General features: G+C 48.0%; 24 protein-coding genes. 2 read left to right on the top strand and 22 right to left on the bottom strand.

The window, feature by feature from the left end; genetic code table 11:
- Positions 1 to 20: 20 nt before the first annotated feature.
- The 3 genes from recG to ACWPAB_RS03250 form a co-directional block, all read right to left on the bottom strand.
- Entirely contained in the window at positions 21 to 2060 is a 2040-nt protein-coding gene (gene recG / locus ACWPAB_RS03260) for an ATP-dependent DNA helicase RecG (protein ID WP_003584589.1), read from the bottom strand.
- A gap of 149 nt (positions 2061 to 2209) precedes the next feature.
- Complete coding sequence (locus ACWPAB_RS03255) at positions 2210 to 3886, bottom strand: DAK2 domain-containing protein (protein WP_003579466.1); 1677 nt, start codon at positions 3884 to 3886, stop codon at positions 2210 to 2212.
- A 59-nt stretch (positions 3887 to 3945) separates the two neighbouring features.
- Positions 3946 to 4308, bottom strand: coding sequence for an Asp23/Gls24 family envelope stress response protein (locus ACWPAB_RS03250; protein ID WP_003564719.1), 363 nt, complete (start codon positions 4306 to 4308; stop codon positions 3946 to 3948).
- A 416-nt stretch (positions 4309 to 4724) separates the two neighbouring features.
- On the opposite strand from ACWPAB_RS03250, the gene rpmB reads away from it, so the two are divergent.
- A complete protein-coding gene (gene rpmB / locus ACWPAB_RS03245) occupies positions 4725 to 4910 on the top strand; it encodes a 50S ribosomal protein L28 (protein ID WP_003564715.1) in 186 nt (61 codons plus the stop codon).
- 320 nt (positions 4911 to 5230) lie between these two features.
- Here rpmB and ACWPAB_RS03240 read toward each other — a convergent pair whose 3' ends face one another.
- From ACWPAB_RS03240 to ACWPAB_RS03185, 12 genes are all read right to left on the bottom strand, one after another.
- Positions 5231 to 5899, bottom strand: coding sequence for a thiamine diphosphokinase (locus tag ACWPAB_RS03240; protein ID WP_003584595.1), 669 nt, complete (start codon positions 5897 to 5899; stop codon positions 5231 to 5233).
- On the bottom strand, positions 5896 to 6546 hold the full coding sequence (gene rpe, locus ACWPAB_RS03235) for a ribulose-phosphate 3-epimerase (RefSeq protein WP_003564711.1): 651 nt from the start codon (positions 6544 to 6546) through the stop codon (positions 5896 to 5898). Before rpe ends, ACWPAB_RS03240 begins: the two co-directional genes overlap by 4 nt.
- 72 nt (positions 6547 to 6618) lie before the next feature.
- Positions 6619 to 7524 (bottom strand): ribosome small subunit-dependent GTPase A, encoded by a 906-nt coding sequence (gene rsgA, locus ACWPAB_RS03230; RefSeq protein WP_003575313.1) that lies wholly within the window; start codon positions 7522 to 7524, stop codon positions 6619 to 6621.
- Positions 7521 to 9521: a Stk1 family PASTA domain-containing Ser/Thr kinase gene (gene pknB, locus ACWPAB_RS03225; protein ID WP_052916026.1), complete on the bottom strand. Its 2001-nt coding sequence runs from the start codon at positions 9519 to 9521 to the stop codon at positions 7521 to 7523. Before pknB ends, rsgA begins: the two co-directional genes overlap by 4 nt.
- Positions 9518 to 10261: a Stp1/IreP family PP2C-type Ser/Thr phosphatase gene (locus ACWPAB_RS03220; RefSeq protein ID WP_003564704.1), complete on the bottom strand. Its 744-nt coding sequence runs from the start codon at positions 10259 to 10261 to the stop codon at positions 9518 to 9520. Before ACWPAB_RS03220 ends, pknB begins: the two co-directional genes overlap by 4 nt.
- A gap of 9 nt (positions 10262 to 10270) precedes the next feature.
- Positions 10271 to 11611: a 16S rRNA (cytosine(967)-C(5))-methyltransferase RsmB gene (rsmB, locus tag ACWPAB_RS03215; RefSeq protein WP_003588034.1), complete on the bottom strand. Its 1341-nt coding sequence runs from the start codon at positions 11609 to 11611 to the stop codon at positions 10271 to 10273.
- Positions 11598 to 12554: a methionyl-tRNA formyltransferase gene (gene fmt / locus ACWPAB_RS03210; RefSeq protein ID WP_003564700.1), complete on the bottom strand. Its 957-nt coding sequence runs from the start codon at positions 12552 to 12554 to the stop codon at positions 11598 to 11600. Before fmt ends, rsmB begins: the two co-directional genes overlap by 14 nt.
- A 68-nt stretch (positions 12555 to 12622) precedes the next feature.
- Positions 12623 to 15040 carry a primosomal protein N' gene (gene priA / locus ACWPAB_RS03205; protein ID WP_076665380.1) on the bottom strand — a complete coding sequence of 806 codons (2418 nt, stop codon included), beginning with the start codon at positions 15038 to 15040 and terminating at the stop codon, positions 12623 to 12625.
- 4 nt (positions 15041 to 15044) lie between these two features.
- Positions 15045 to 16244, bottom strand: a complete 1200-nt coding sequence (gene coaBC, locus ACWPAB_RS03200; protein ID WP_016382157.1) for a bifunctional phosphopantothenoylcysteine decarboxylase/phosphopantothenate--cysteine ligase CoaBC — start codon at positions 16242 to 16244, stop codon at positions 15045 to 15047.
- Between the two features lie 146 nt (positions 16245 to 16390).
- Positions 16391 to 16639 carry a DNA-directed RNA polymerase subunit omega gene (gene rpoZ, locus ACWPAB_RS03195; protein WP_003564692.1) on the bottom strand — a complete coding sequence of 83 codons (249 nt, stop codon included), beginning with the start codon at positions 16637 to 16639 and terminating at the stop codon, positions 16391 to 16393.
- A 66-nt stretch (positions 16640 to 16705) separates the two neighbouring features.
- Positions 16706 to 17332 (bottom strand): guanylate kinase, encoded by a 627-nt coding sequence (gene gmk, locus ACWPAB_RS03190; protein ID WP_003564691.1) that lies wholly within the window; start codon positions 17330 to 17332, stop codon positions 16706 to 16708.
- 66 nt (positions 17333 to 17398) lie between these two features.
- Positions 17399 to 18085: a patatin-like phospholipase family protein gene (locus tag ACWPAB_RS03185; protein WP_003564689.1), complete on the bottom strand. Its 687-nt coding sequence runs from the start codon at positions 18083 to 18085 to the stop codon at positions 17399 to 17401.
- Positions 18086 to 18194: 109 nt separating this feature from the next.
- On the opposite strand from ACWPAB_RS03185, the gene ACWPAB_RS03180 reads away from it, so the two are divergent.
- Positions 18195 to 18497 carry a hypothetical protein gene (locus ACWPAB_RS03180; protein WP_003575333.1) on the top strand — a complete coding sequence of 101 codons (303 nt, stop codon included), beginning with the start codon at positions 18195 to 18197 and terminating at the stop codon, positions 18495 to 18497.
- 304 nt (positions 18498 to 18801) lie between these two features.
- Here the strand turns inward: ACWPAB_RS03180 and recN are convergent, their stop codons facing one another.
- The 7 genes from recN to folD all read right to left on the bottom strand — a co-directional run bounded on the left by recN (position 18802) and on the right by folD (position 25161).
- Positions 18802 to 20502 carry a DNA repair protein RecN gene (recN, locus tag ACWPAB_RS03175; RefSeq protein WP_003564683.1) on the bottom strand — a complete coding sequence of 567 codons (1701 nt, stop codon included), beginning with the start codon at positions 20500 to 20502 and terminating at the stop codon, positions 18802 to 18804.
- Between the two features lie 4 nt (positions 20503 to 20506).
- Positions 20507 to 20959, bottom strand: a complete 453-nt coding sequence (locus tag ACWPAB_RS03170; RefSeq protein WP_003570467.1) for an arginine repressor — start codon at positions 20957 to 20959, stop codon at positions 20507 to 20509.
- A gap of 113 nt (positions 20960 to 21072) precedes the next feature.
- Positions 21073 to 21903: a TlyA family rRNA (cytidine-2'-O)-methyltransferase gene (locus tag ACWPAB_RS03165; protein WP_003564679.1), complete on the bottom strand. Its 831-nt coding sequence runs from the start codon at positions 21901 to 21903 to the stop codon at positions 21073 to 21075.
- Complete coding sequence (locus ACWPAB_RS03160) at positions 21900 to 22751, bottom strand: polyprenyl synthetase family protein (RefSeq protein ID WP_003606834.1); 852 nt, start codon at positions 22749 to 22751, stop codon at positions 21900 to 21902. Before ACWPAB_RS03160 ends, ACWPAB_RS03165 begins: the two co-directional genes overlap by 4 nt.
- On the bottom strand, positions 22748 to 22975 hold the full coding sequence (locus tag ACWPAB_RS03155; protein WP_003564675.1) for an exodeoxyribonuclease VII small subunit: 228 nt from the start codon (positions 22973 to 22975) through the stop codon (positions 22748 to 22750). The genes ACWPAB_RS03160 and ACWPAB_RS03155 overlap by 4 nt, the downstream gene beginning before the upstream one ends.
- Positions 22968 to 24317 (bottom strand): exodeoxyribonuclease VII large subunit, encoded by a 1350-nt coding sequence (xseA, locus tag ACWPAB_RS03150; RefSeq protein WP_003584615.1) that lies wholly within the window; start codon positions 24315 to 24317, stop codon positions 22968 to 22970. Before xseA ends, ACWPAB_RS03155 begins: the two co-directional genes overlap by 8 nt.
- On the bottom strand, positions 24310 to 25161 hold the full coding sequence (gene folD / locus ACWPAB_RS03145; protein ID WP_003575343.1) for a bifunctional methylenetetrahydrofolate dehydrogenase/methenyltetrahydrofolate cyclohydrolase FolD: 852 nt from the start codon (positions 25159 to 25161) through the stop codon (positions 24310 to 24312). The genes xseA and folD overlap by 8 nt, the downstream gene beginning before the upstream one ends.
- Positions 25162 to 25167: the final 6 nt, after the last annotated feature.

The following is a 25167-nucleotide window of genomic DNA, read 5'->3' as shown; positions in this document are numbered from 1 at the left end:
CAATTCGTTCCTTTCAAGTTTTAATCCAAACTACCGAGCATCTGCCGGCTTTCCGCCAAGTAAGCGGCAAGCGGCTGATGGTCAGACTGCAGCAAATGTGGATCGGTTTTAAAAATCTGGGCCACAATCTTTTGCGCAGCTTCTAGGGTTGGAAAATCGCCAACTGGATCAGCGACTTTGAACTCTGGTAAACCAGATTGCTTATCTCCAAAAATATCACCTGAACCGCGCATTTCCAAATCTTTTTGGGCAAGTAAGAACCCGTCGTTGGTCTTGGTCATAATTTCCATGCGGGCAATTCCTTGCTCATTTTTGGGATCAGCGATAAGCAGACACTGTGCTGCTTTTTGCCCACGTCCGACACGCCCGCGCAACTGATGCAGTTGAGAAAGTCCAAAGCGATCAGCATCAAAAATTGCCATGACAGTGGCATTAGGCACGTCCACACCAACTTCAACGACGGTGGTCGAAACCAGAACCGCGATCTTCCCATCGCTAAAAGCACGCATAATCTGATCCTTCTCATCCGGCTTCATCTGTCCATGCAATAACGCAACAGGGCCAAGATTGCCGACCGCTTTTTGCATATCAACAAAAAGCTGCTCGGCATTTTGCAAATCAATTTTTTCGGATTCGGCAATCAAAGGGGTGATCGCAAACACCTGACTGCCTGACTGCACCTGTTCACGAATGATTCGATAAACTTGGTCAATCTGATTTTTGCGCAGCCACGTGGTCGCGATCGGCTTGCGACCCGCAGGTAATTCATCAATCGTGGAGACATCCATTTCCCCATAGGCTGTAATGGCCAGTGTTCGGGGAATAGGCGTCGCTGTCATTGACAACAAATCCGGCTTTTGTCCTTTTTCTTGAAGGATCTTGCGCTGATTAACCCCAAATCGATGCTGTTCATCAATAACAACCAGACCGAGCGCATGAAAGTCGACCCCTTTTTGAATCAACGCGTGCGTGCCGATGATGAGATTCAGGCGGCCATCACGCAACTCACTTAGGAGCTCGCGCCGCTTTTTGGTTGACGTCGAGCCAGTCAACAAACCTAATTTGACTGGAAAATCTTTGAATAACTTTGTCAATTTGGCAAAATGCTGCTCAGCTAACACTTCAGTCGGCACCATTAAAGCCGCCTGAAAACCAGCGGTCACCGCCGCATACAAAACAATGGCGGCAACAACCGTTTTACCGCTCCCAACATCGCCTTGTAGCAGTCGATTCATATGATTTGGCCGCCGCATATCGGCACAAATTTCGTTTACCACGCGTTTTTGAGCATTCGTGAGCGCAAACGGCAATGTCGCTATTAACGCGCGCAAGGCCTGATTGTCATAAGGAATCGCCAACCCGTTGCTGCTGTTGGCATTCAGTTGTTTTAACGCCTGAATTTGCAATTGGAAAAGGAAAAACTCCCGGAAAACCCCAGTACGGCGAGCCGCCTTTGCTTCTGCCGGCGTATCAGGAAAATGCATGCCATGAACCAACTGAGCATCACTCATTAAGCGATAATGCTCGCGAATGCTGGCAGGTACCAAATCGTTGATATTTTGCTGATCGCGTTCCCAGGCAGTTTTGATCAAGTCGAGTAACGTCCCCATGCGGACATTTTTGTTGACGGTGTAAATCGCCGCCATCGACGGTTGATCCTGCGACTGTGTCGCGAGAATTTTCATGCCGGTCAGACTACGACGCTTGGCATCCCATTTTCCAAAGATTGCTGCTTCATCACCCATCTGAAAACGATCTTTTAACCATGGTTGATTAAAAAACGTCACCAGAATCACGCTACGTTCAATTTGGAGCTTCACGTTAACGCGACTACGATGCGGCCCAAATCGACTAATAACCGGATCAGTCACAACGATCCCCTTGACCGTCAATTTTTCCTGATCGGCTGCCTCGGCAAGATCCTTCACCTTCAAATCATCGTAGCGGTAAGGAAAATAAAATAGGAGATCTCTAATGGTGTGAATACCAAGGCTTGCCAGCCCAGCTTCACGTTTCGGACCAACACCAGGTAGAACAGTAACGGGATCAGTCAAAGCCATCAAGGCACCTCCTTTTTCAGAATATAGCAAACCACTAATGAGTGTGTTACTGACCATCTGGCCTAATGACGCCAATCGCACGCTTTTATATAAATTTCGCAAAAAGGTGCCCCGCATGCGGGACACCTGTACGCGATAGCTGTTTAAGCCTACTCAACTGAGACGAAATAAGGATAAACCGGTTGATCACCTTGATGGATTTCAAATTCCAAATCCGGATATTGCTTACCGACAGCATCGGCAATCGCCTTTGCTTCCGTTTGATTAGCATCCGCACCCACGATGATGGTCACAATTTCACTATCGTCATTGATCATTTTACCAATCATCGCAATCCCTGCTGCTTCGCGATCCTTATCAGTCACTGTGATCGTACCGTCGATAATCCCCATCCAGTCGTGATCTTTGATCGCCAAACCGTTGATCGTCGTATCACGGATGGCTCGGGTGATTGACCCGCTGATCACATTCGGTAGTTGGGCAGTCATTTCACTTTGATTAGTGGCTAGATCTGCATCAGGACTGTACCCTAGCATCGCGGTCATTCCTTGGTTGATCGTCTTACTTTTGACCACTGCAACTTCAACGTCAGTCGCCGCTTTTGCCGCTGCTTCCGCGGCCATGAAGATATTGCCATTGTTAGGCAAGACGATCACGTGCTTGGCATGCGCTGCTTTAACCGCATCCAAAATATCGTTTGTGCTTGGATTCATAGTCTGACCGCCATTGAGCACATGCGTCACGCCAAGACTCTTGAATAGTTCTCCGAGTCCTTGACCAGCCGCAATCGCAACGACACCCATTTCAGCTAACGGCTTTTGGGCCACTTGTTGATCCAATGCGCCTTCACGTTCAATAATGCTTTCCTGTTGCAAGCGCATGTTATCAACTTTGATTTTCATCAATGAACCAAATTGCTGACCATAACGGAAAACAGTCCCCGGATGCTCAGTATGAACGTGCACCTTGACCACTTCTTCATCAGAAATAACCAAGGTCGAGTCACCGAGTGTATTCAAATAGTTACGGAACGGTTCGTAGTCAAAATGTTTGAGGTTTTGGCCATCACCAAGTTCGACCATCATTTCGGTACAGTAGCCGTATACGATATCGGCTGGATCAAGCTGTACTTGAGCACTTTGATGATGCACAGCATTAATCATTTCGTTCATTTCTTCGTCAGTGACGTCATGAACATCTGAACTAATTTTACCGGACAAGCCTTCTTGGAAACCCTCGTAAATAAAAACAAGTCCTTGTCCACCAGAATCAACCACGCCGACTTCTTTCAAGACGGCCAAAAGATCAGGCGTTTTGGCTAAGGCACGTTTAGCACCTTTCACAACTGCCTGCATAACAACTAAAGCATCATCAGAGCCATTAGCCGCTTTTAAGCCAGCTTTAGCCGCTTCACGGGCGACTGTCAGGATCGTGCCTTCAACCGGCTTCATGACGGCTTTATAGGCCGTCTCGACGCCATGTGCAAACGCATCGGCTAGGTCCTGAGCCGTCAGACTTTTCTTATGCGCCACGCTTTTTGCAAAGCCACGGAAAAGTTGCGAGCTAATGACGCCAGAATTGCCTCGCGCGCCCATCAGCAAACCTTTGCCAAGATGCTTGGCTAAGTCACCAACTGACTCATCATTAGACTCCAACACCGCTTTTGCGCCAGTTTGAAAAGTCAGGTTCATATTAGTGCCAGTATCACCATCCGGAACTGGAAAAACGTTTAATGAATTCACAAAATCAGCATTTTTATTGATGCGATGTGCGGCTACCCGGATCATATCCTGGAATTTAGTCGCGGTAATTTCGGTTACTGCCACGGAACATCCTCCTCGAAGAACTTCAATATGTCACACCGTTAACAACCGGTGCGTGTACGTCAGTCGCCTAATACCTTGACGCCTTGGACGATGACGGTCACTTCATCAGTCGTGACCCCCAACATCGTTTCGAGGTTGTATTTTACTTTGTCTTGGACATTTCGGCAAACTTCTGAAATTTTAGTGCCATAACTGACGATAATGTTGACTTCGATTTTCACGCCATTATCTGTCTGACGAACGACAACACCGCGCGAATAATTTTCGCGTTTCAAAATGTCATTGAGATTATCGCGAATCTGATTACGGCTAGCCATGCCGACGATACCATAGATGGATGTCGCCGCACCGCCAACCACCGTCGCAATGACACTGTTGGAAATGTCGATGATTCCGTATTTGGTTTTGATTTTGACCGCCATGCTGTTTCCTCCTAAGCCATTCGCGATGATTTTCACATCGCGTACAATTCTACCAGCTAGTTTAGCATAGCTAAGCGATGACTGCGAGCAGAGCGTGAATCAGCCCGATTAGAAACCGGAGTGTAAGCGGCCTTGGGTGTGATGGCCGGTTTTTGGCCATTGCGCCCAAGACCGCTTACACGTCAGTTTCTGGTCTTGTCGCTACCTTTATGAGACAATCGTTAACAGTAACATTTTCCAAAGAATATCGGACTATTTGTACTTACCCACCCAATTTTCTTAGACTCTGATCACGCGTTTATTTTGACCTGTCAAGTAATTTTACTTTGCAAAAATTCTTGCATTAACCGCGGGCCTATGATAAGTTAGTTGAGTGAAAAATTCGAGGGTGACCTTGAAAAAAAGGAGGTCATATTGTGGCTAAAGATATTATTACTGGTCGTCATACCACGTTTGGCAACAAGCGTTCTCACGCTTTGAATTCAAGCCGGCGCCAATGGAAAGCCAACCTGCACAAGGTTCGTATCCTTGTCGATGGTAAACCAAAGCGGGTATGGGTTTCTGCACGTGCCCTTAAATCAGGTAAACTGACCCGGGTTTGATCCCATAACATTTAAAAAGGTCCTGACAATGAATGTGATGCATCCTTCATTGTCAGGACCTTTTTTTTGTTGAGCGCGAGCAGGAGCGATTAGAAACCGGAGCGTACCCGGATTTTAAGCGGTTGACCTAATATCCCTCATACAATCGGTGATTCGTTGGACGCCAACTAATTTGGGAAAGCCTTGGGCTAAAATTTCCTTGCCATGCCAAACGCCGCAATCTCCGGCCAGTTGGGACTGGTACGCACTTTTTCAGGATCTTGATATGCTGACTTCTCAGATCGTTAGTTCATTAAAGCAAATCAGGAAGAAAACAATGCCTAATTATCCAATTTTTGCCCGCGCCGATCACGACTATAAATAATTGCCACCTGACCAGTCGTCCAACTCACGGTGAATGGCTGCTTGCCAAGAAACTCATTGGAAGCCCACGCATAAGGATAGCCCGCTCGCCATGGTTTTAATGGATATTTCGCTCCGACAATGGTCAAATCGGCAACTGGGGTGAGATTGACAACTGCAACGTAACGATAACCTGGCAGCGGTTTAATTTCATGCTCACCAGGGCTGTAATAATCAACCCAATTTTGCACATCAAACAAATGAAGGCGCTCAATATCTGCTAAAAAGCGCGGTTGAAGCGGTAAGAAAAGATTAGACAAAAAATGATCTAGTCGTCCACCAGTCCCGCCAACCAAGGTGACGTCGCCGGATGAAGATGCCTGAAGTGCCGCTTTAACAGCCAACTCTGTATCCGTGTCATCTTTTTCAGAAGGCACCTGTTGTAGCTTCTGGACATGTCCACGAACTAGCCGCAATTCTTCAAGCGTTAAGGAATCAAAGTCGCCAATTGCCAGTTCAGGATGAATCCCTGCACGTACAAGTCGCAATGTGCCGCGATCAACGCCGATCCATACACCGGGCAATTGTTCCCAAGCGGCTGGCAAGCATGCCTGTGGACCGCCTGCCATGATGTTGACGTGCGTCATTTAACAGCCTCACGCAAGCTATTCATCGCGTCACCGACATTTTTGGACCCAAAAACATACGAACCTGCAACAAAAATATCTGTCCCGGCATCAGCTGCCGCCTTCACGGTTTGATTGTTGATACCGCCATCGACTTCAATGTCAAAATGCAGTTTCCGAGCTTTACGCAGCTGATATAATCGATCAACCTTGTCCACCATCGGCGTCAAAAATTTTTGACCACCAAAACCGGGATTAACCGTCATAACCAGCACTTGATCAACCAGCGGGAGAACTTCTTCAAGACTGCTCAATGGTGTGCCCGGATTGATCACAACCCCAGCGCGAACACCTTTTTCGATCACATGCTGCAAAACGCCATAAAGATGATCCGTGGCTTCTTCGTGAACCAAAATCGTATCCGCCCCAGCTTCAGCAAAATCTGCCACCCAAGCCGCTGGGTCACTGACCATCAAGTGAACCTCCAATGGCAGACTGGTAACCGGACGTAACGCTTGGACGACCAGCGGACCGAAAGTCAGATTTGATACAAAATGACCGTCCATAACATCAACATGCAGTAAATCAGCACCGGCTTTTTCAACTTTTTCGACATCCCGCGCAAGATGAGCAAAATCAGCACTTAAAATCGATGGGGCAATTTTCATAACGATCTCCTCCATATATTGCGTTCATCCGGCCATTAATCAGCTTGACGTCCGCATTTTGTCTAATCTAAGTTACTTCTTCTTGTAAACTGGGCGCTTGCCGCTTAACTCTTCACGAAACTGTAAGTAGTTATCATAACGGCTTTGCATGATATCACCAGCCGCCAGTGCCGCCTTAACGGCACAATGTGGCTCGCTAACGTGCTGACAGCCGCGGAATTTGCAATTGGGTGCTAACGCCACAAACTCAGGAAAACGGTCACGCAAATCATCTAAGGTGACGTCCAGTAAACCAAGCGATGAAAAACCAGGTGTATCAGCAACTAAGCCACCGTGAATCGGATAAAGATCAGTGGTGCGGGTCGTGTGCCGGCCACGATTTAACGCATGACTAATGGCCGCTGTTGCCAAGTCCAATCCTGGCACAAGATGATTCAACAAAGTAGACTTACCAGCACCGGTTTGTCCAGTGAAAATGGTCAATTTATCGGCAAAGCTCGCTTGTACTTGCGCGAGGATTGTCGGATCAAAGGGCTTGTCAGGTGCAAAAACCGGATAGCCTATTTTTGTATAGCCGGCTAAGTCTTGACGAATCTTCGTTAATCGCTGAGGCTTTGTTAAATCGGTCTTGGTCAGATAAATCTCCGCGTGAATATCGTGACCCTCAAGATAAACCAGAAAACGATCCAATAGGTTCTTAGAAAAGTCCGGCTCCACGGCGGAAGTGATCAAAACGGCTTGATCAACGTTGGCAACCGGTGGGCGCACCAACGCATTATGACGCGGTAATACCTTCAGCAAATAGCCTTCATCATCCCCTTCTCCCGGTTGAAAAGCAGCAAAGTCGCCCACCAGCGGCGTAATTTTGTCGTTGCGCAAACTGCCGCGCCCGCGAGTTCGGTAAGTTGTCCCATTCACAGCGATGTCGTAATACCCGCTGATCTGTTTAATAATTCTTCCAGTTAAGTTTTCACTCATTGCGTAATATTATCTCCCTGTGAAATAACAGTGCCGTCCCGAACAATCCGGTAGCTACCTGGGTATTTCGCGCTAACTTGCAATGTGATGGTGACTTGATCGTCTGCCGTGATATTAAAGGAACTATACACAGTATTAATGTTATGTGTCTTATCTGCGATGAAGACTTGAATACCGTTGGGTGCGGGCGCAGCACTACTACTGCTACTAGTGCTGCCACTGCTATTGCTGGCACTTGCGGTACTCGAACTGGCCGGTGCTTGATAGGGAATTGAAATTGTTTTCGACCAGGTTTTGGTCTCTTCAGGATCTTGGCCTTGAGAGACCGAAACATTGACTGTGTCGCCTGGTTTAACCTGTGTCCCAGCAGCTGGCGTTTGACTGATTACCATGCCTGTATCGACGGTATCAGAGTGCGCTTGAGAAATCACAATCTTAAGTCCGACTTCATTGGCGTAATCTCGCAAACTTTTTTCGGTATAACCCGTCAAATCACGAAGCGCAAAAGTATTTGGCTTGATCGCAACGGAAACACCAAATGTGATCGTCGTTTTGTCCGCAATGACCTTTTTGCCTGCTTTAATGCTTTGTGACACGATCTTGCCTGACGGTTCGTCATTGGTGCTGACCTGTTTTTCTTTGACGGTTACGCCGCGTTTTTGCAAGTCTGACTTCACGTCTGTGTAATCTTGCCCAACATAATTCTCTAGCGTAAATTGCGGCTGACCGCGGCTTAAAATCAGCTTGACCGTCGAGCCTTCCTTAACACTCACCTGCCGTTTTGGATCTGAATCGATCACCAAATCCTTGCTAACTTTCGTGGAATAAGTGTACTTGTATGACCCAACTTTTAAGCCTGCGCTGGTCAAGGCAGTTTTTGCCTGGGTTGTGGTCATGCCCCGTAGATCGGGGACGTCCACATCCCTTTTCTGATTGGCAAAAACTGCGCCGATACCAATCATCAGCAGCATGGCGACAAGTATCCCGATGCCAATAATCCACCAACGGCGACTTTTTTTCTTAGGTCGTGCTTTCGGACTTGGCTGACTCGCTGGACTGTCAGCATCTCCTCCTTCGTCATGCGGCGGTTTGGGACCGTTGGGGATGACTGGCATGATTCGTGTCTCATCCAGATCATCTTTAGGAACCACATACTTTGCTTCATGTGCTCGTGCCGGACTCAACGCTGTCTTGAGGTCGCTAGCCATGGCATCCGCACTGGTATAGCGATTAGCCGGATTTTTGGCTGTAGCCTTAAAAACAACATTCTCCAGTGCCTGCGGGATATGCGGATCAAACGCGCGCACCGACGGAATTTCTTCTTGAAAATGCTTTAACGCAATCGTAACTGCCGAATCACCTTCGAAAGGTACAGAACCAGTCAGCATTTCAAAAAGAATAATGCCTAACGCATAAATATCACTTTGACGGGTTGGCATACTGCCGCGCGCCTGTTCCGGTGATAGATAGTGCACCGACCCCAATAATGAGTTGGTCATCGTCATCGAATTCTCCGATAACGCGACTGCAATCCCAAAATCGGTGATCTTAGCATTGCCATCCGGATCAATCAAAATATTCTGCGGTTTCAAATCACGGTGAATGATATTGTGATCATGCGCCGTCTGAACGGCAGAAAGGATCTGTTCCATCATGTCGACCACGCGCTGATATGGAATGGGGAAATGCTCGACAATGTAGTGCTTTAAATCAGAGCCTTTGACATACTCCATGACCAGAAATTGCTGACCTTGACTTTCACCAACGTCATAAATCGACACAATATTTGGATGAACCAGCTCACTGGTCGCCATGGCTTCTCGTTGAAAGCGGCGAACTGTATCGGGGTCATTTTGCAAATCAAGCCGGAGAACCTTAACCGCCACATCGCGATCAAGAATCAGGTCGCGTGCCAAATAGACGTTGGCCATACCGCCTTCGCCTAATGTTTTGATAAGCTTGTAGCGCTCATTTAAAATCGTCCCCGGCTCAATCATTGCGGCTCCCTCCGATCCTGATGAATGATCAAGGCACTGATGTTGTCAGGTCCGCCAGCAGCATTTGCTTTGAGGATCAATTCTTGAGCCTTGCTGCCAATCGGCATGTCCTGACGCAACACTGCCGCGATATCTTCATTGTCAACCATGTTGGTGAGGCCATCAGAACACAACAACAAATAGTCGTCATATTCCATATCGTAAATCGTCACATCAGCATCAACATCACTGCTGACACCAAGCGAACGCGTGATCACGTTACGCTGCGGAAAGCGTTTGGCTTCCTCAGGGGTTAGTTCCCCATGTTTGACCAACTCATTGACCAAACTATGATCCTCAGTAATTTGAACTAAATGGCCATTGCGATAGAGGTAGCCACGTGAATCACCAATATTTGCCACCACGAATCGTGTACCGCTGATAATCACAGCCACAACCGTTGTGCCCATCCCAGAAAGATCTGTATATTGTTTCGCTTTTTGCAAAATCACATCATTTTCCTGCTGCAACTCAAAAATGAGCCAACGGACGATGGACTCGATCTCGGCAGTATCTGTTTTCTCGAAAGCATAGCCTAAATGCGATACTGCCATTTCACTGGCAACATCACCACCTCGATGGCCACCCATGCCATCCGCCACCAAGGCCAAAGTCGCTTCGGATTGATTTTTAAAAATACCGACATAGTCTTGATTATTTGGTCGCCGACGACCAATATCAGTGCGATAAGCGAACTCCATACATACCCCTCATTTGCGACGAATCAAACTGGCAATGAAAAATCCGTCCGTATCATAATCATCTGGAAACAGTTGCAACGCTGGTGCGTTATGCGCCTTGTGCAATGGCTTCAAGGTTGGTACTGAAACTTGCTCGAACTCAGGATGAGCCGCCAAAAATTGTGCAACCACATCTTGATTCTCTTCTTTCACCATTGTACATGTACTATACGTCAGGCGGCCACCGATTTTTAAGGTTGGTGCCACACTATTTAAGATTGCTAGCTGAATTTGTTGCAAATGCGCCGGATCTTCAGGCGTTTTTGTGTACTTGATTTCCGGTTTACGTCGAATTAAACCTAATCCGGAACAAGGGGCATCCACCAAAATTTTGTCAAAAGAATTGGCAGAAAATGTTGTCGCAACCTTACGTGCATCCAGCACCTGTGCATGGATGCGATCCGTCAAGCCCAGGCGTTTAGCATTTTTATTGATCAAACGCACTTTGTTGGCGTGCAGATCAAGCGCCGTCACTTGTCCGCCTTGTTTTGGATCAAGATACTGAGCAATGTGGGTGGTTTTACCGCCAGGAGCGGCACAAGCATCCAAAACAACATCCCCAGGCTGGATGTCTAGACTTGGGGCCACCAGCATCGAACTTTCATCTTGCATCGTATACTCACCTTTGACAAATGCGGATGTCCCTGCTAAGTGGCCACTAGGTGCAATGAGGCCAATTGGGGTCAAAGGACTTTCCTTCAAATCGGGGAATTCCGGCTTTAAAGAAGCAAGCAAGGCAGCTGGGGTGATTTTCGTCGTGTTGACGCGCAGTGAAGCATGCGCTGGGACATTGATGACATTCAAAATGGCACGGGTTTTCGGTTCACCCAGTTGTGCCGTCAATTTTTCAACAAGCCACACCGGCGTACTGCTTTCGATTGACAATCGCTTCACAGGATCAGCGATTGCGGCTGGGTCAGGAAAGCCTGTTCGCTGAGCATTTCGCAAAACCCCAGTCACAAATTTGGCGATTCCTTGATGTCCAAGCTTCTTGGCAATTTCTGTACTATCAAAAAAAACCGCGCGTGCTGGTACTTTATCAAGATACTGCAGTTGATAAACGGCTGTATCAAGCAAACACCGAATCCAATTGTCGAGTTTCCGGCCTTTGATGAAAGGTGCCAGATAAAAATCCAACGTCAGCTGATGCTGGATCACACCATAGACGATGTTTGTCAGCAAGCCAGCATCACGCGGCGTCAACTTGTGACTATTAATCACGTGATCCAATGTCAGATTTGAATAGCCACCTTGCCCAGTGACTCGCGACAGGGTTTCAACAGCTAATAAACGCGGATTATTCGGGGTCATCAGTAATCACCTGCTGTCCTGAGACCAATTGTTGGCCCGGTCCATTCAAAAAGTCGGCAATTGATTGTTTAGCCTTGCCAGCCGGCTGTAGTTCATCCACTTGGAAAGTGGTTTGTTGGCCGGCAACCATCACCAAACGATGCTTATCCCGTTCAACAATACTGCCAGCAGGAAGCGTTGATCCTGCTGATAGCGGCGTAATCGCCCACAACTTCGTCCGTTGACCATTTAAATAAACATACCCGCCGACATCGGGACGCAACGCCCGAATCCATTGATCAAGGGCCTTGGCTGGCAGATGAATATTAAGATGCTCTTGCTCTTTGGTAATGGTCGGCGAAAAGGTCACTTTATCTGGATCTTGAGGGGTCCGGGTGGCCGTGCCAGCAATGATCTTCGGCAACGTTTCTAGTAACAAATCGCGACCGAGCAATGACAATTTGGCAAAAACGGTTCCCGTATCATCAGCACGCGTCAATGGCAGTTTTGCCTGCGCAAACATATCACCAGCATCCATTTTCTTCACCATTTCGATAATCGTGACGCCAGTTTCTGAATCGCCATTCATAATGCTGTACTGAATCGGCGCGCCACCGCGATATTTTGGCAGCAGCGAACCGTGCACATTCACAGCGATAATTTTGGCTGCTTCTAAAAATTTTGTTGGTAAAAATTGGCCATATGCCGCCGTGACAATCAAGTCTGGTGCCATGGCGATGGCTTGCGTCAACTCTGGGCTGCCGCTCAATTTTTCCGGTTGCAAAACCGGGATATCATGTTTCTGCGCCGCCTGTTTAACTGGGCTAGCCGCCAGCCGCTGCTTGCGGCCAACTTTGCGATCGGGCTGCGTCATCACGGCAAGAATGTCGTAATGCTGGGCAATCAGTCCTTCAAGAATCGGGACAGCAAATTCGGGTGTACCTAAAAAAATTACTGAAGTCATTTTTTCCTCCAAACAATGAGTTGCTGGTATGTTGGTGCCTAGTTTGCCATGGAACATGGTTAAGACGTTTAAACGAATGCCAACGGTTCTGGATCAATCGCGACTAAAAAGCCGTGACGACTACTTTGCTGGGTCTCTTCCAAAATATGCTGCAGGGTTGCCGCTAACGCCGGCTCGTGTTTATATTTTAGAACGATTTGGTAAATATAGCGATTTTTCAAACGAGCAATCGGTCCTGGTGTCGGGCCAAGCATGATGACCTGATCGGATAGATGCTCACGTAATTCTTTTGCCAAAGAAAAGATAGCCTTAGCCGCCTGTGTTTCATCAACATGGCTCACAGCGATTTTCGTTGAATAAAAATATGGCGGATAATTGCCGCGATGCCGAATGGCCATCTCTTGCCGGAAAAAGCCTTCGTAGTCCTGCCGTTTGGCGTATTGAATGGCATAATGATCTGGATTGAAGGTCTGAACGAAGACTTCACCGGGTTTGTCCGCCCGACCAGCCCGGCCACTCACCTGTGTGAGCAACTGAAAGGTCTTCTCACTCGCCCGAAAATCCGGCAGGCCGAGCGCTGTGTCCGCATTAATGACACCAACTAAAGTCACATCGGGAAAATCCAGTCCCTTTGCGATCATTTGCGTACCCAGTAAGATATCGGCCTGATGGTCACCAAACGCATCTAAGATCCGCGCATGGCCACCTTTGCGCCGAGTGGTATCAACATCCATTCGCAAGATTCGGGCATCTGGCAGCAGCTGCTGCAACTGCGCCTCAACCTTTTGGGTGCCAGTACCGTAATAGCGAATTTTATCAGAACCGCAGTTTGGGCAACGATGTGGAATCGGTTCCTCATGGCCGCAATAATGACATTTCAAGGTGTGTGTGTCCATGTGCAGCGTCAGACTAATGTCACAGTTCGGACATTTTGCCACATAGCCGCAATCGCGACACATCACAAAACTTGAATAACCGCGCCGATTCAAGAGCAACACACTTTGTTCCTGTCGCTGTAGTCGAATTCTCAAGGCGTCAAGCAGCGGGCCCGAAAAGTCCTCTTGCGCGCCGTGCGCAAAGGCTTCCCGCATATCAACAATATGCACTGGCGGTAATGGTTGATCGTTAATCCGATGCGGCAGCCGCAGCAGTGTATAAACGCCCTTTTCCGCTCGAGCGCGCGACTCCAATGAAGGTGTTGCTGAGCCCAACACAACCGGTGCATGGTGAATCTGTGCCCGTTTTAACAAAACGTCACGGGCGTGATAGCGTGGCGCCGAATCTTGTTTGTAGCTGGTCTCGTGCTCTTCATCCATGATGAAAACGCCGATGTTTTTTAACGGCGCAAATGCTGCTGACCGTGCGCCGACAACGACCTGAGCCTCGCCGCGCGCAATTCGGCGCCATTCATCATACTTTTCGCCATCAGACAAGCCAGAGTGCATCACGGCAACATGCGTCCCAAAACGGCCTTTTACGCGATTGACCATTTGCGGCGTCAACGCAATTTCCGGCACAAGCATCAAGGCTGTCTGTCCCGCGGCTAAAACCCGTGCAATCACCTGCAAATAGACTTCTGTTTTGCCAGAGCCGGTGACCCCTTCTAACAAAAATGTTTTAGGATCCCTTTCGGCAACGGCAGCGTTAATTTGCGTCACAATCGTCTGTTGTTCTGGCGTGAGCGGCAACGGCTTCGTCAACGGTTGATGCTGCAGTTCCGGATAAGGATCGCGGTAAGTCTCGTGGCCTTCAAGCTTCAGCCAGCCTTTTTCGACTGCCTGATTAATCACCGGCTTTGTCAGGCCATATTGATGTTCAACGGTCATCAAAGCAGGATGCTGATTGTTAGCAGCCCATTCACCAATTAAAGTTAACAGTTTAAGTTGCTTGGCGGCGTTTTTACGCACGTGTTCACGCTCGGCAGCCGCTTGCTCCGGTGATAATTGCGGGATCAAGTAAAAGATTTTTTTAACCCGAGCACGATCCTTTTTTAAATATGAAATAGCAACTTTACCTGCTTGCGCCAATTTCATCACTGCAACTTGCTGTTCAGCGTTCAGACTACCGATCGCCAGACTGTCAGCCGTCCCAAAGTATTTTTGTTGCTCACCAGCCGACAGCTTAACCGGTTCAGCAACTTTTACCGCATCGATTTTCAACATAGTTGGCAACATCGTCTGCATGCACGCAATCCAAAAAGAATACGTTGTTTGCGCCAACCACTTCGATAGCTTTAATAATTCGTGGTCAAAAACCGGGGCCGGATCAAGGACATCTAGCAATGGTTTCAATTGACCGTCATAGTCGCTTTGGTCGGAGACTGACACGACCATGCCGCTCACTTTTCGCGCGCCTTTGCCAAACTGGACCCAGACCCGCATCCCCGCCTGCAAAGCGCCTTCTAAGCGCGCAGGTACAAGATAATCAAACGGTCGATCTGTTTGCATCGTGGGCACATCCACGATCACCTTGGCAACAATTGCCAAGCGCTCACCCCTTTTGTTTTGCTAACATCGTTGCAAGTTGCTCAATCAAAGCAGCAGCGACTTTTGGCTTGGGCATTTCCGGCAAGGTCACTGGTGCCTGTTCTGGCCGCAATAACGTCACAGCATTCGTATCAGCGTTAAACCCGTGAGTCGCATCAACGTGATTGGCCACAATCATATCAGCATTTTTCTTAGTTAATTTAAGTTGCGCATTTTTCAAAAGATCATTGGTCTCAGCCGCAAACCCAATCAATATCTGATGAGTTTTTTTACGGCCAAGTGATGCCAAAATGTCCGGATTTTGAACCAAATTCAGCGTCAGTCCAGAAGTCGCATCAGTCTTCTTTAACTTGTGATCACTGACGGTTGGCAACCGATAATCAGCAACTGCCGCTGCCATGATAACCGCGTCTGCCTCGGTAAATTCGGCATCAATTGTGTCTGCCATGGATTGGGCACTTTCGACTTGTTTGACTGTCACACCGGGAACAACTGGTAACTGTCGCGTTGTGACCAGCGTCACTTCGGCACCAGCTCCGGCCGCGGCATTGGCAATCGCCGTGCCCATCTTACCTGAAGAGTCGTTTGTAAGGTAGCGGACAGGATCAAGTCGTTCTTTGGTTCCGCCGGCAGAAACGATGATACGGCGACCACGTAACCGCGGGTCATCTAAACTTTCGATGAATAAGGCAATCCGTTCTGGCTCAGGCATTCTCCCGATACCGGTATAGCCTTCCGCTAACAAGCCAGTTTCAGGTGGAAGCACGAGATAGTTTTGTTCAGTCATCAAACTAGCAATATTCTTTTGCGTCTGCGGATTTTGCCACATCTGGTCGTTCATGGCCGGGACCAACAACTTTGGTGCCTGCATTGCCAGCAGTGTCGTCGTCACAACATTATCAGCAAGGCCGTTCGCCAGTTTAGCCAACGTATTGGCCGTTGCCGGTACCACAACACCAAGATCCGCCCAATGTGCCAATGCCACATGGGCAACATGTTCAGGATGATCAAATTCATGCCCGTCTGTCAATACAGCCGCCTTGCTGACGATAGCCAACGTCTCCGGCGTGACAAATCGTTCCGCACTTTTGGTCATCGCAACCCGTACATCATGGCCTGCTTTGATTAAGGCTCGGACCAGTAATGGCACTTTATAAGCGGCAATCCCGCCAGTGACAAACAAGGCAATATGTTGCTTCTTCATGTCGACTCCTTTCGCACTTCAAGCTAGGACCATTATACCAAACGCACACTAAAAAGAGGCAGGAGCACTTTTAAGCGCCACTGCCTCCTGTATTGCCAGCCGTCTTTAAACGCCATTGTCATCAGACAGCCAGAACGATCAATCGCTCATTCCTGATCCTTGCGATCCAATTTTTCTGCATCACGCTCAAGCATTTTAGACTTAGGATCAATGATGACATCACCAGCCGCAATTTCTTCAAGCGCTTTGCCAACACTTTTATCAGACTTATAATCTGACAACATCTTCAAATCACCAGATTCTAATTCATGGGCACGTTTTGCCGCCAATACGGCTAGCGAATAACGGGACGGCACCTTTTCCAATAGTTTATCAATCGAAGGATAAATAATCATGAGATGAAACTCCTTTTTCTAATAGATGGGCATGAACCCCGCGCTATGCGAGCCAGCCACAGACAACTATCTTGCCAAATCTGCACTTGCTAACATGCCCTTGTAACGATCAATGACGCGTGGCACCCGCAAGTGCTCGCTTTCAATAATACGTTCGATGCGCTTAACTGCTAAATCAACTTTATCATTCACCACGGCATAATCATAATTTTCCATCATGGTGATTTCCGAAGCTGCTTTGCGAATCCGTTTATCAATGGTCACATCATCATCCGTGCCGCGTCCTTTCAACCGGTGGCGCAACTCGCTAAGATCTGGTGGTGTCAAGAAGATGAAGACACCGTTTGGACATTTTTTGCGAACCTGCATGGCACCGTTAACCTCGATCTCCAGTAGAACATCGCGGCCGGCATCCAAAGTTTCGTTCACATATTTTAACGGTGTGCCGTAGTAATTCTCAACATATTTCGCATACTCCAGCATACCACCTGTCGCAATTTCGTGCTCAAACTGGGCTTTCGTCCTAAAGTAATAATCGACACCATCAACCTCACCAGGCCGCATTTGCCGTGTCGTCATTGAAATTGAATATTGAAAATCTCGATAATTACCATCCAGCATTGCTTGCCGAACCGTTCCCTTACCGACACCGCTGGGCCCGGACAAAACAATTAGCATTCCCCGCTCGTGCATGTGTGAACCTCTTTCGTTAAGTATTACTGAACATTTTGCACTTTTTCGAGGCTGATTTCAACTGCATCACCGGTGAAATGGTGAAAAGTGCGCCCGTTTGAGGGCAATCTGAGCATCACGGCGCCCCAAAGCAATCATATTAGCGATGGCTTCAGGCCGAAAATTAAACAATCCAGGCAGCCGCTCACTGGGTTTAAGATAGAGATCGCCATGATCAGGGCCAATGCGGCCAATTCCTTCGCCGCTAATCGCGATGACATAATCAGCACCAATTTGCCGCGCAATGTCAACAGGCAAGTCATTAACAACCCCGCCATCAACATAACTCACCCCGGCCCGCTCAACTGGCGAAAAAACGCCTGGCATGGCGCTTGAAGCAAGCAACCACTCCCGCGCCTCAGGTGCAGTCAACACATCCAGTCGGGTCACATGTGCTTGAAAATCCGGGACACTGGTTGTCACTGCTAACACCGCCCGCGAATCGAGTTTGGGGGCTTGCAGCATTCGATCTAATACTGGCACAAAATGACGCCGCAAAAAGATCGGTCCATTCACTTTTGCTTCGGAAAAATGCTGCCACCATTGTGGTACTTGCTCGGGCAGCATACGGGCGGTTCCGGCAGCATTGATGGCGCCAATTGACGACCCAATCACAAATGTCGGACGTAATCGCGGCCCCAATACGGCCCACACGCCGGCTTGGTATGCGCCGTGAGCAGCACCGCCGCCAAAAACAACTGCTATTGTTGCCATCGCTTGTTCCCCCCCAAACGGCGTGATCCACTGATTTAAAAAAACTAGTTGCAACTTTGAACACTTGTTCGTATAATGAAATTACAAACAAATGTTCGGAGGCTTGATCATGGAAAACAAATCATCTGCACTGCAAACCGTTACCCGTCATCTCGTCGCATCTTATCGTGAATTCTTCGATTTGGCGGCACCAACTGCAAAAATGCCTTCCCATCAGCTTGATCTTTTCCTTGATCAGGCCATGCATCGCCAGTATCAAGTGGCGCTGTTCTTTGATCAAGATCGGCCACCATTTATCGGTCGCATTACTCGGCCATTGGGTGAGAAACGGTATCTGGTCAAAGCATACCATAGTAACGTCTATCGGATCATCACCGAAGCGGAGGTATCCTACATTAAACGATTTAAATGATCGGTGTTGGCCGGTTGCGCAGTGTCGCGCGCTACCATCATGCCATTCATCGCAGGCTGTTGATCATCGAATCCGAATTTTAGGGCTTGCATGAATGGCATTTAATTCAGATGGGATTCATCACCACCAACTAAAGCGACGTTAAGGTTTCTTTCTAGCTGCTATATAAAGACGCCTGATTTTCCTAAATATGGAAAATCAGGCGTCTTTCGTTTGGCATAGATCACTTATTGGAAACTAAAACTGATACCGTCAAAGCAAAGAAACCATTGACCAAATGTACTGTCGTAGACAATTCAGTCACTTAACCCATGCGTCCGTGTTTGAATTCGTCTGCCATTTTCAACAATTCTTCCGCATGTTCAACTGTTAGCTTGGTGATTTTCTCCCCAGCTAGCATTCGCGCAATCTCATCAACGCGGGCCTGATCGGTTAATTTCAGAACTTGCGTCGTAGTGCGGCCATTATGAACCGCCTTACTGATGACATATTCATGATCAGCCATCGCCGCCACCTGAGGCAAATGGGTGATGCACAACACCTGCGAAGACTTAGCAATCAAGCTAATCTTATTGGCAATCGCCTGCGCGACTCGACCGGAAACGCCGGTATCGACCTCATCAAAAATGATAGCCGTCACACCTTCTGTTTTCGCAAAAATCGTCTTCATCGCTAACATCAACCGCGACAATTCACCGCCAGAGGCAATTTTAGCTAACGGTTTAGCTGACTCACCAGGATTTGTTTGAATATAAAATTCAACCTCATCCAGTCCATCAGCCCGAAAATCCTTTGCCTTAGCAAAATGCACCGAAAAAACTGTTTTTTCCATATACAATGATGCTAACTGCTCGTGAATCGCTTTCGTCAATTGCTTAGCGGCGGCATGGCGGCGTTTTGACAAAGCCGTTCCCAGCTTCTGCAACTGATTCTGGGATGCCTTCAATGTCGTATCAAGATCTTCAACCGAAGTTTCTGCTTGTTCCATTTGGTTCAATTCAGTCGCGGCCCGCTTGCCATAGGCGATCACTTCATCAAGCGATTCCCCATATTTGCGCTTTAACTGATTAAATAAATCAAGCCGCTTTTCGACTTCATCCAGCCGACCTTCGTCAAATTCCTGATCATCCAATTCCTTCGACAAGTCATTTTGGACATCTTGCAAGCTGTAATAGGCGCTTTGCAAATTGTCAGCAATGGCAGCAAAATTCGGATCAAGATCAGCAATACTTTGCATACTCGACATGGCCTGACCGATTTGATCAAGCGCATTCACTTCTTCATCACTCAATAAAGCATAGCTCTCCTGCAATGCTGAATTAATCTTTTGAAAATTAGCAAGCCTTTCACGTTCTGCAGTAAGATCCGTATCTTCATGCGGTTGCAGATTGGCACTTTGAATCTCACCCACCTGAAATTTCAACATATCCAAGCGTTGTGCCCATTCCTGCTCGTTCGCCTGTTTTTGCTTCACGGCACGCAAGGTCCGTTGATAATCGTGATAAACATCAGCGTATTGTTGCCGCAATTTCAGCAAGTCATCGCCGGCAAACGAATCCAATAACCCTAGATGCGTTTCTGGATGCATGAGCTGTTGGTGTTCATTTTGCCCGTGAATATCAACCAGCGTTTCGCCGATCGCCTTCAAGGTCGTTGTATTGACCAGATGCCCGTTCACACGACAAACATTACGGCCAGTGCGAAAAATTTCGCGCTGCAACAGTACGGTGTCATTTTGATCTGGATCCATGACCCCATATGCTTGCAGCTTAGCCTCTGTTGCCGGATTTTCTTGCGCATCAAAGAGACCTTCTAAACTGGCCTTAGTGGTGCCGGTACGAATAAAATCGACTGAGCCGCGGCCACCTGCCAACAAGCCAACTGCATCGATAATGATCGACTTACCGGCACCTGTTTCACCTGTCAAAGCGGTCATACCGGGCTGAAAACTCAGCGCCAGATGATCAATGATGGCGAAATCATGAATCGCTAACTCTTGTAACATCGCTTCACCCCACCATTGCTTCAAGTTCAGCCAACACTGCCGTTGCATATTTTGCAGACCGGCAGATGATCAAAATAGACGCATCCCCGCTGATGGTCGCAAAAATACGCTGATCATCCAGTTGTTCAATTAAAGTCTCAACTGCTGCCGCTGTCCCAGGCAATAAGGCCAAATGAATAAAATTATCCATGGCCTCACCCCACTTCATCGCGGTGATGAGCGTTCGCCGCAATTTATCAGTGGCTGGCAATTGTTTTTCTGCCGGCATACTGTAACGATAATGGCCTTCACCAGCAGGCACTTTGATCAACTGCATGTCCTTAATATCACGCGAAATGGTTGCTTGCGTGACCGGAATATGCAGCTCATTCAATCGCGCAACCAAGTCTTCCTGACGTTCGATTGGTTCATCTTGAATCAATCGTTGAATGGTTGCCTGTCGTTCGCGCTTGCGCATGTGCTCACCTCTGTCATAGATGGCTTTGTTCGATCAAAACTAGTCAAACAAAAGCTTTACCAATAGCATAGCGCACGAACTAGACAGATACCAAGTTTTTGCATAAATATTCATTATGGCCGATGTAAATCACCATAAGCGGCAGTCAAAGTTTCTTCAATATCGACATCAGGCGCCATTTTCCCAGGCGTTTGCGCACTATTTTGCAGATGAATTAAAAATTCAATATTACCTTCGCCGCCTTTGATCGGACTGTAATCCAATCCCAAGACATCGTATCCAGCCTCAAGTGCGAAATCAACGATCATTTTCAGCACGTCTCGGTGGACCTGCGGATCGCGAACAATCCCGTGTTTGCCAACATTAGCAGGCCCCGCCTCAAATTGCGGCTTAATGAGGGCAACCGCATGACCACCGGGAATCAGAATTGCTTTTAACGGCGGCAAAATAAGCTTTAATGAAATAAAGCTGACATCCGTCATTGCAAACTCAACTGGACCATCAGTGAAGTCTTCCGGCTTACTATACCGAAAGTTAACCCGCTCCATTACTTTGACCCGAGGATCTTCACGCAGTTTCCACGCCAATTGATTATAGCCAACGTCTAATGCATAACTCATCTTGGCGCCGTTTTGTAAGGCAACGTCTGTGAAGCCGCCGGTCGAGGCCCCGATATCCAAAACGGTTTTGTCCTTCAAGTCAATATTGAAGACTTTCAAGGCTTTCGCTAACTTCAACCCACCGCGACTGACATAAGGCATTTTTTTGCCTTTCACATGCAAAATAGCATCGCCAGCAATTTTTACGCCTGGTTTGTCGAGTCGCTGATTGTTCTGATCATAGACTTCGCCAGCCATCACTGATCGCTTTGCTTGCTCACGAGATTCAAATAAACCTTGTTCAACTAGCAAAACATCAACGCGTTCTTTTTTGATTTTTGTCATGCTTTCAACACCGCCAAAATCTCAGCCAATGGCGCCGCGTCAACTGTCAATTCGTTTAACGCCGTCTCAGCTTTTGCAATTTCTACCTGCAAAGCTTGGATAGCACCGTCCAACCCCAATAACTCGGGAAAAGTGTTCTTATGCTCAATGACATCTTTATCAGCCGTTTTTCCGAGTTCAGCCGTTGTTTTGGTCACATCGTTAATATCATCTTTAATTTGAAATCCTAAGCCAAAAGCGGCCGAAAAATCAGCCAGTGCTGTTTGGTCAGTCTCCGGAATGGTCACAAACAGCCCGCCCATCGCGATTGCGGCTTGGATCAAGGCGCCAGTCTTAGCTTCATGCATGCGTTTCAAAGTTTCGAGATGGTACTGCTCGTTTTCACCGTCCATATCGAGCACTTGGCCACCAACCATACCGTTGCTGCCAGCGGCTTCGGCCAGAATCTGCACACATGCGACGCCTTTTTCAGGGTACTGGCGGCTTAAAATAGCAAACGCATCGGTCAGCAAGGCATCGCCAGCCAAAATCGCTAAGGCTTCGCCAAACTGCTTATGATTGGTCGGCTTCCCGCGGCGCAGATCATCGTCGTCCATTGCCGGCAGATCATCGTGAATCAATGAATAAGTATGCACATATTCCAAAGCAGCAGCAGCCGGCAGTGCATCAGCAATCACACCGTCATACATCGCCACGACACTCAACAACAACAATGGTCGCAGGCGCTTGCCACCTGCCTCTACGGAATAAACCATTGCCGCTCGCAAATGCGGGTTAGCAACAGCAGCTAATTGCTCGTCCAACGTCTGTTCAACGGCTGTGCGCCATCCTGCTAACATAGGGCTCATTGCTGATCATCCTTTGGCGAAAATGGTTGCGTCGTCCCATCGTCACTGACCATTTCGGTAACGGTTTTTTCTGCAGTTTTTAATGTTTTCTCAAGGTCCTGACTCAATTTAACACCGGCTTTAAATTGATCTAATGCCTTTTCCAGCGGTACATCGCCTTGCTCAAGCTGATTCACGATGTTTTCCAATTGTGCAAGTTTCTCTTCAAAAGTAGGTTCAGCCATGTGTTTTCTCCTTTGTGGTGACGTGTGCGCCGACTTGTCCATCAGCCACGTGAATATGAATATCTTGATCTAGCTCGTAGTCACTTAGACTTTTCAGCATCTGACCTTGTTCATCGGTCACGTAAGCAAATCCGCGGCCCAAGATTTTTAACGGACTTAGGTGATCAAGGCCACTCACGGCACTAGCAAATGCCTGACGCTTAGTTTTCACCAAACCGCGCATCGCTTGATCCAAGCGATGACGATCCCCAGTCACTTGCCGCTGCAAATTGACCAATCGGATAAACAGTTGCCGGCCATCCAATTGGGAAGTTGCCATTGCCAAACGATGATCAGCATCGCGCAGGCGATTATGCATACTCTGTTGTAGCCGTTGTTGAAATTGATCGACTCGCTGAACGTATTGATCATAAAGTCGATCCGGTTGCGTCAACACAACACTTTGTGCAGAACGCTGCACTCGAATCGCGGCATTTTTGAGCCGATTATGCATGGCATTGACCAGTCGCACCCGATCTTCAGAAATTCGATTAAGCGCATCAATCAATGTCACGGGCGTTACAATTTCCGCCGCAGCAGTTGGCGTTGCCGCCCGTCGATCGGCAATAAAATCGGTAATGGTTGTATCGGTTTCATGCCCCACTGAGCTGACAACCGGCATCGGCATGTCGACCAATGCGCGCGCAACTTTTTCCTCGTTAAAAGGCCAAAGATCTTCAATTGAACCACCACCGCGGCCAATAATCACAGCATCGAATCCACCTATTGTTTTAATCTGGTTTAATCGTTTCACCAGTGAATCGGCGGCTTGATCGCCTTGGACAACTGCCGGGAACAGCGTTAATTGCAAAATCGGATAGCGGCGTGCGACCGTCGTCATGATATCTTGAATGACGGCACCACTTGGGCTGGTCACAACTGCCACCCGTTTGGGAAAGAGTGGCAGTGGTCGTTGGTTGCGGTCAAATAGCCCTTCAGCCGCCAACTTTTTCTTCAGTTGCTCAAAAGCTTGATAAAGCGCACCCACACCATCTGGTTCGAGATGTTCGACAATTAAACGATATTCGCCGCTGGGTTCATATAAACTGACTCGCCCAACAACTAGGACTTTCATACCTTCCTCAAGGTCAAATTGAACCTTGCTGAAGGCATTACGAAACATCAGCGCACCGATTTTAGCGTGATCGTCTTTGAGTGAGAAATACTGATTACCTACACGTTTGCGATAATTGGAAATTTCACCCGTCAGATAGACTTTGGCAAGGTAAGGGTCCGCATCAAATTTGCGTTTGAGATATTGAGTGAGTGCCGTGACGCTTAAATATTGACTGGCATCAACCATTTGCTCGCCTCTTAGCCAAGGTCACTGTCTGGGCCATGAGCGAAGCAATTGTCATTGGCCCCACACCACCTGGTACTGGCGTGATGGCGCTGGCAATCGGCGCCACCGCGGCTTCGTCAACATCCCCAAGTAGCTTACCGTCAGCTCCACGCGAAATACCAACGTCAATGACCACTGCACCTGGTTTCACCGCATCGGCACCAATAAAATGCGGCACCCCAACAGCAACCACCAAAATATCAGCTTCTTTTGCCAGCTGTTTAAGATCACGGGTTTTACTATGCGCAATTGTGACGGTGGCATCGTGATTGACCATTAAACCAGCCAGCGGCCGACCGACAATGTTTGAACGGCCAATGATCACAACCCGTTTGCCCGCAACATCAATATCATAAGCATCCAACAACGCCATGATGCCATAAGGCGTGGACGCCACAACAGTTGGTTCATTGGCCCATAACCGCCCTACACTAACCGGACTAAACCCGTCAACATCTTTATCAGGATCGATAGCATCAATCACCGCCTGTTCATCAAGTCCTGCTGGTAACGGCAACTGAACCAAAATAGCATCAATATCGGGATCATGATTCAACTCGGCAACCTTCGCCAGCAAGTCCGCCTGCGTTGTCGCTTCAGGCATTCGAAACATTAAAGAACGCACGCCAATATCTTCTGCACGGCGCTGTTTATTACGTACATAAACCTCACTGGCCGGATTTGATCCCACCAAAACAACTGCCAATGTCGGCGTCACATCGTGTTGTGCCAATTCAGCAATGGTTTGCTTAAGGTCTGCCAGTATTTTCTTTGAAACTGCTCTGCCATCTAGTCGGGTTGCCAAGAGCTT

The sequence above is a fragment of the Lacticaseibacillus sp. 30 genome (assembly GCF_053819265.1).
The sequence above is the reverse complement of the archived record's forward strand: the minus strand, read 5'-3'. Positions and strand labels throughout refer to the sequence as shown.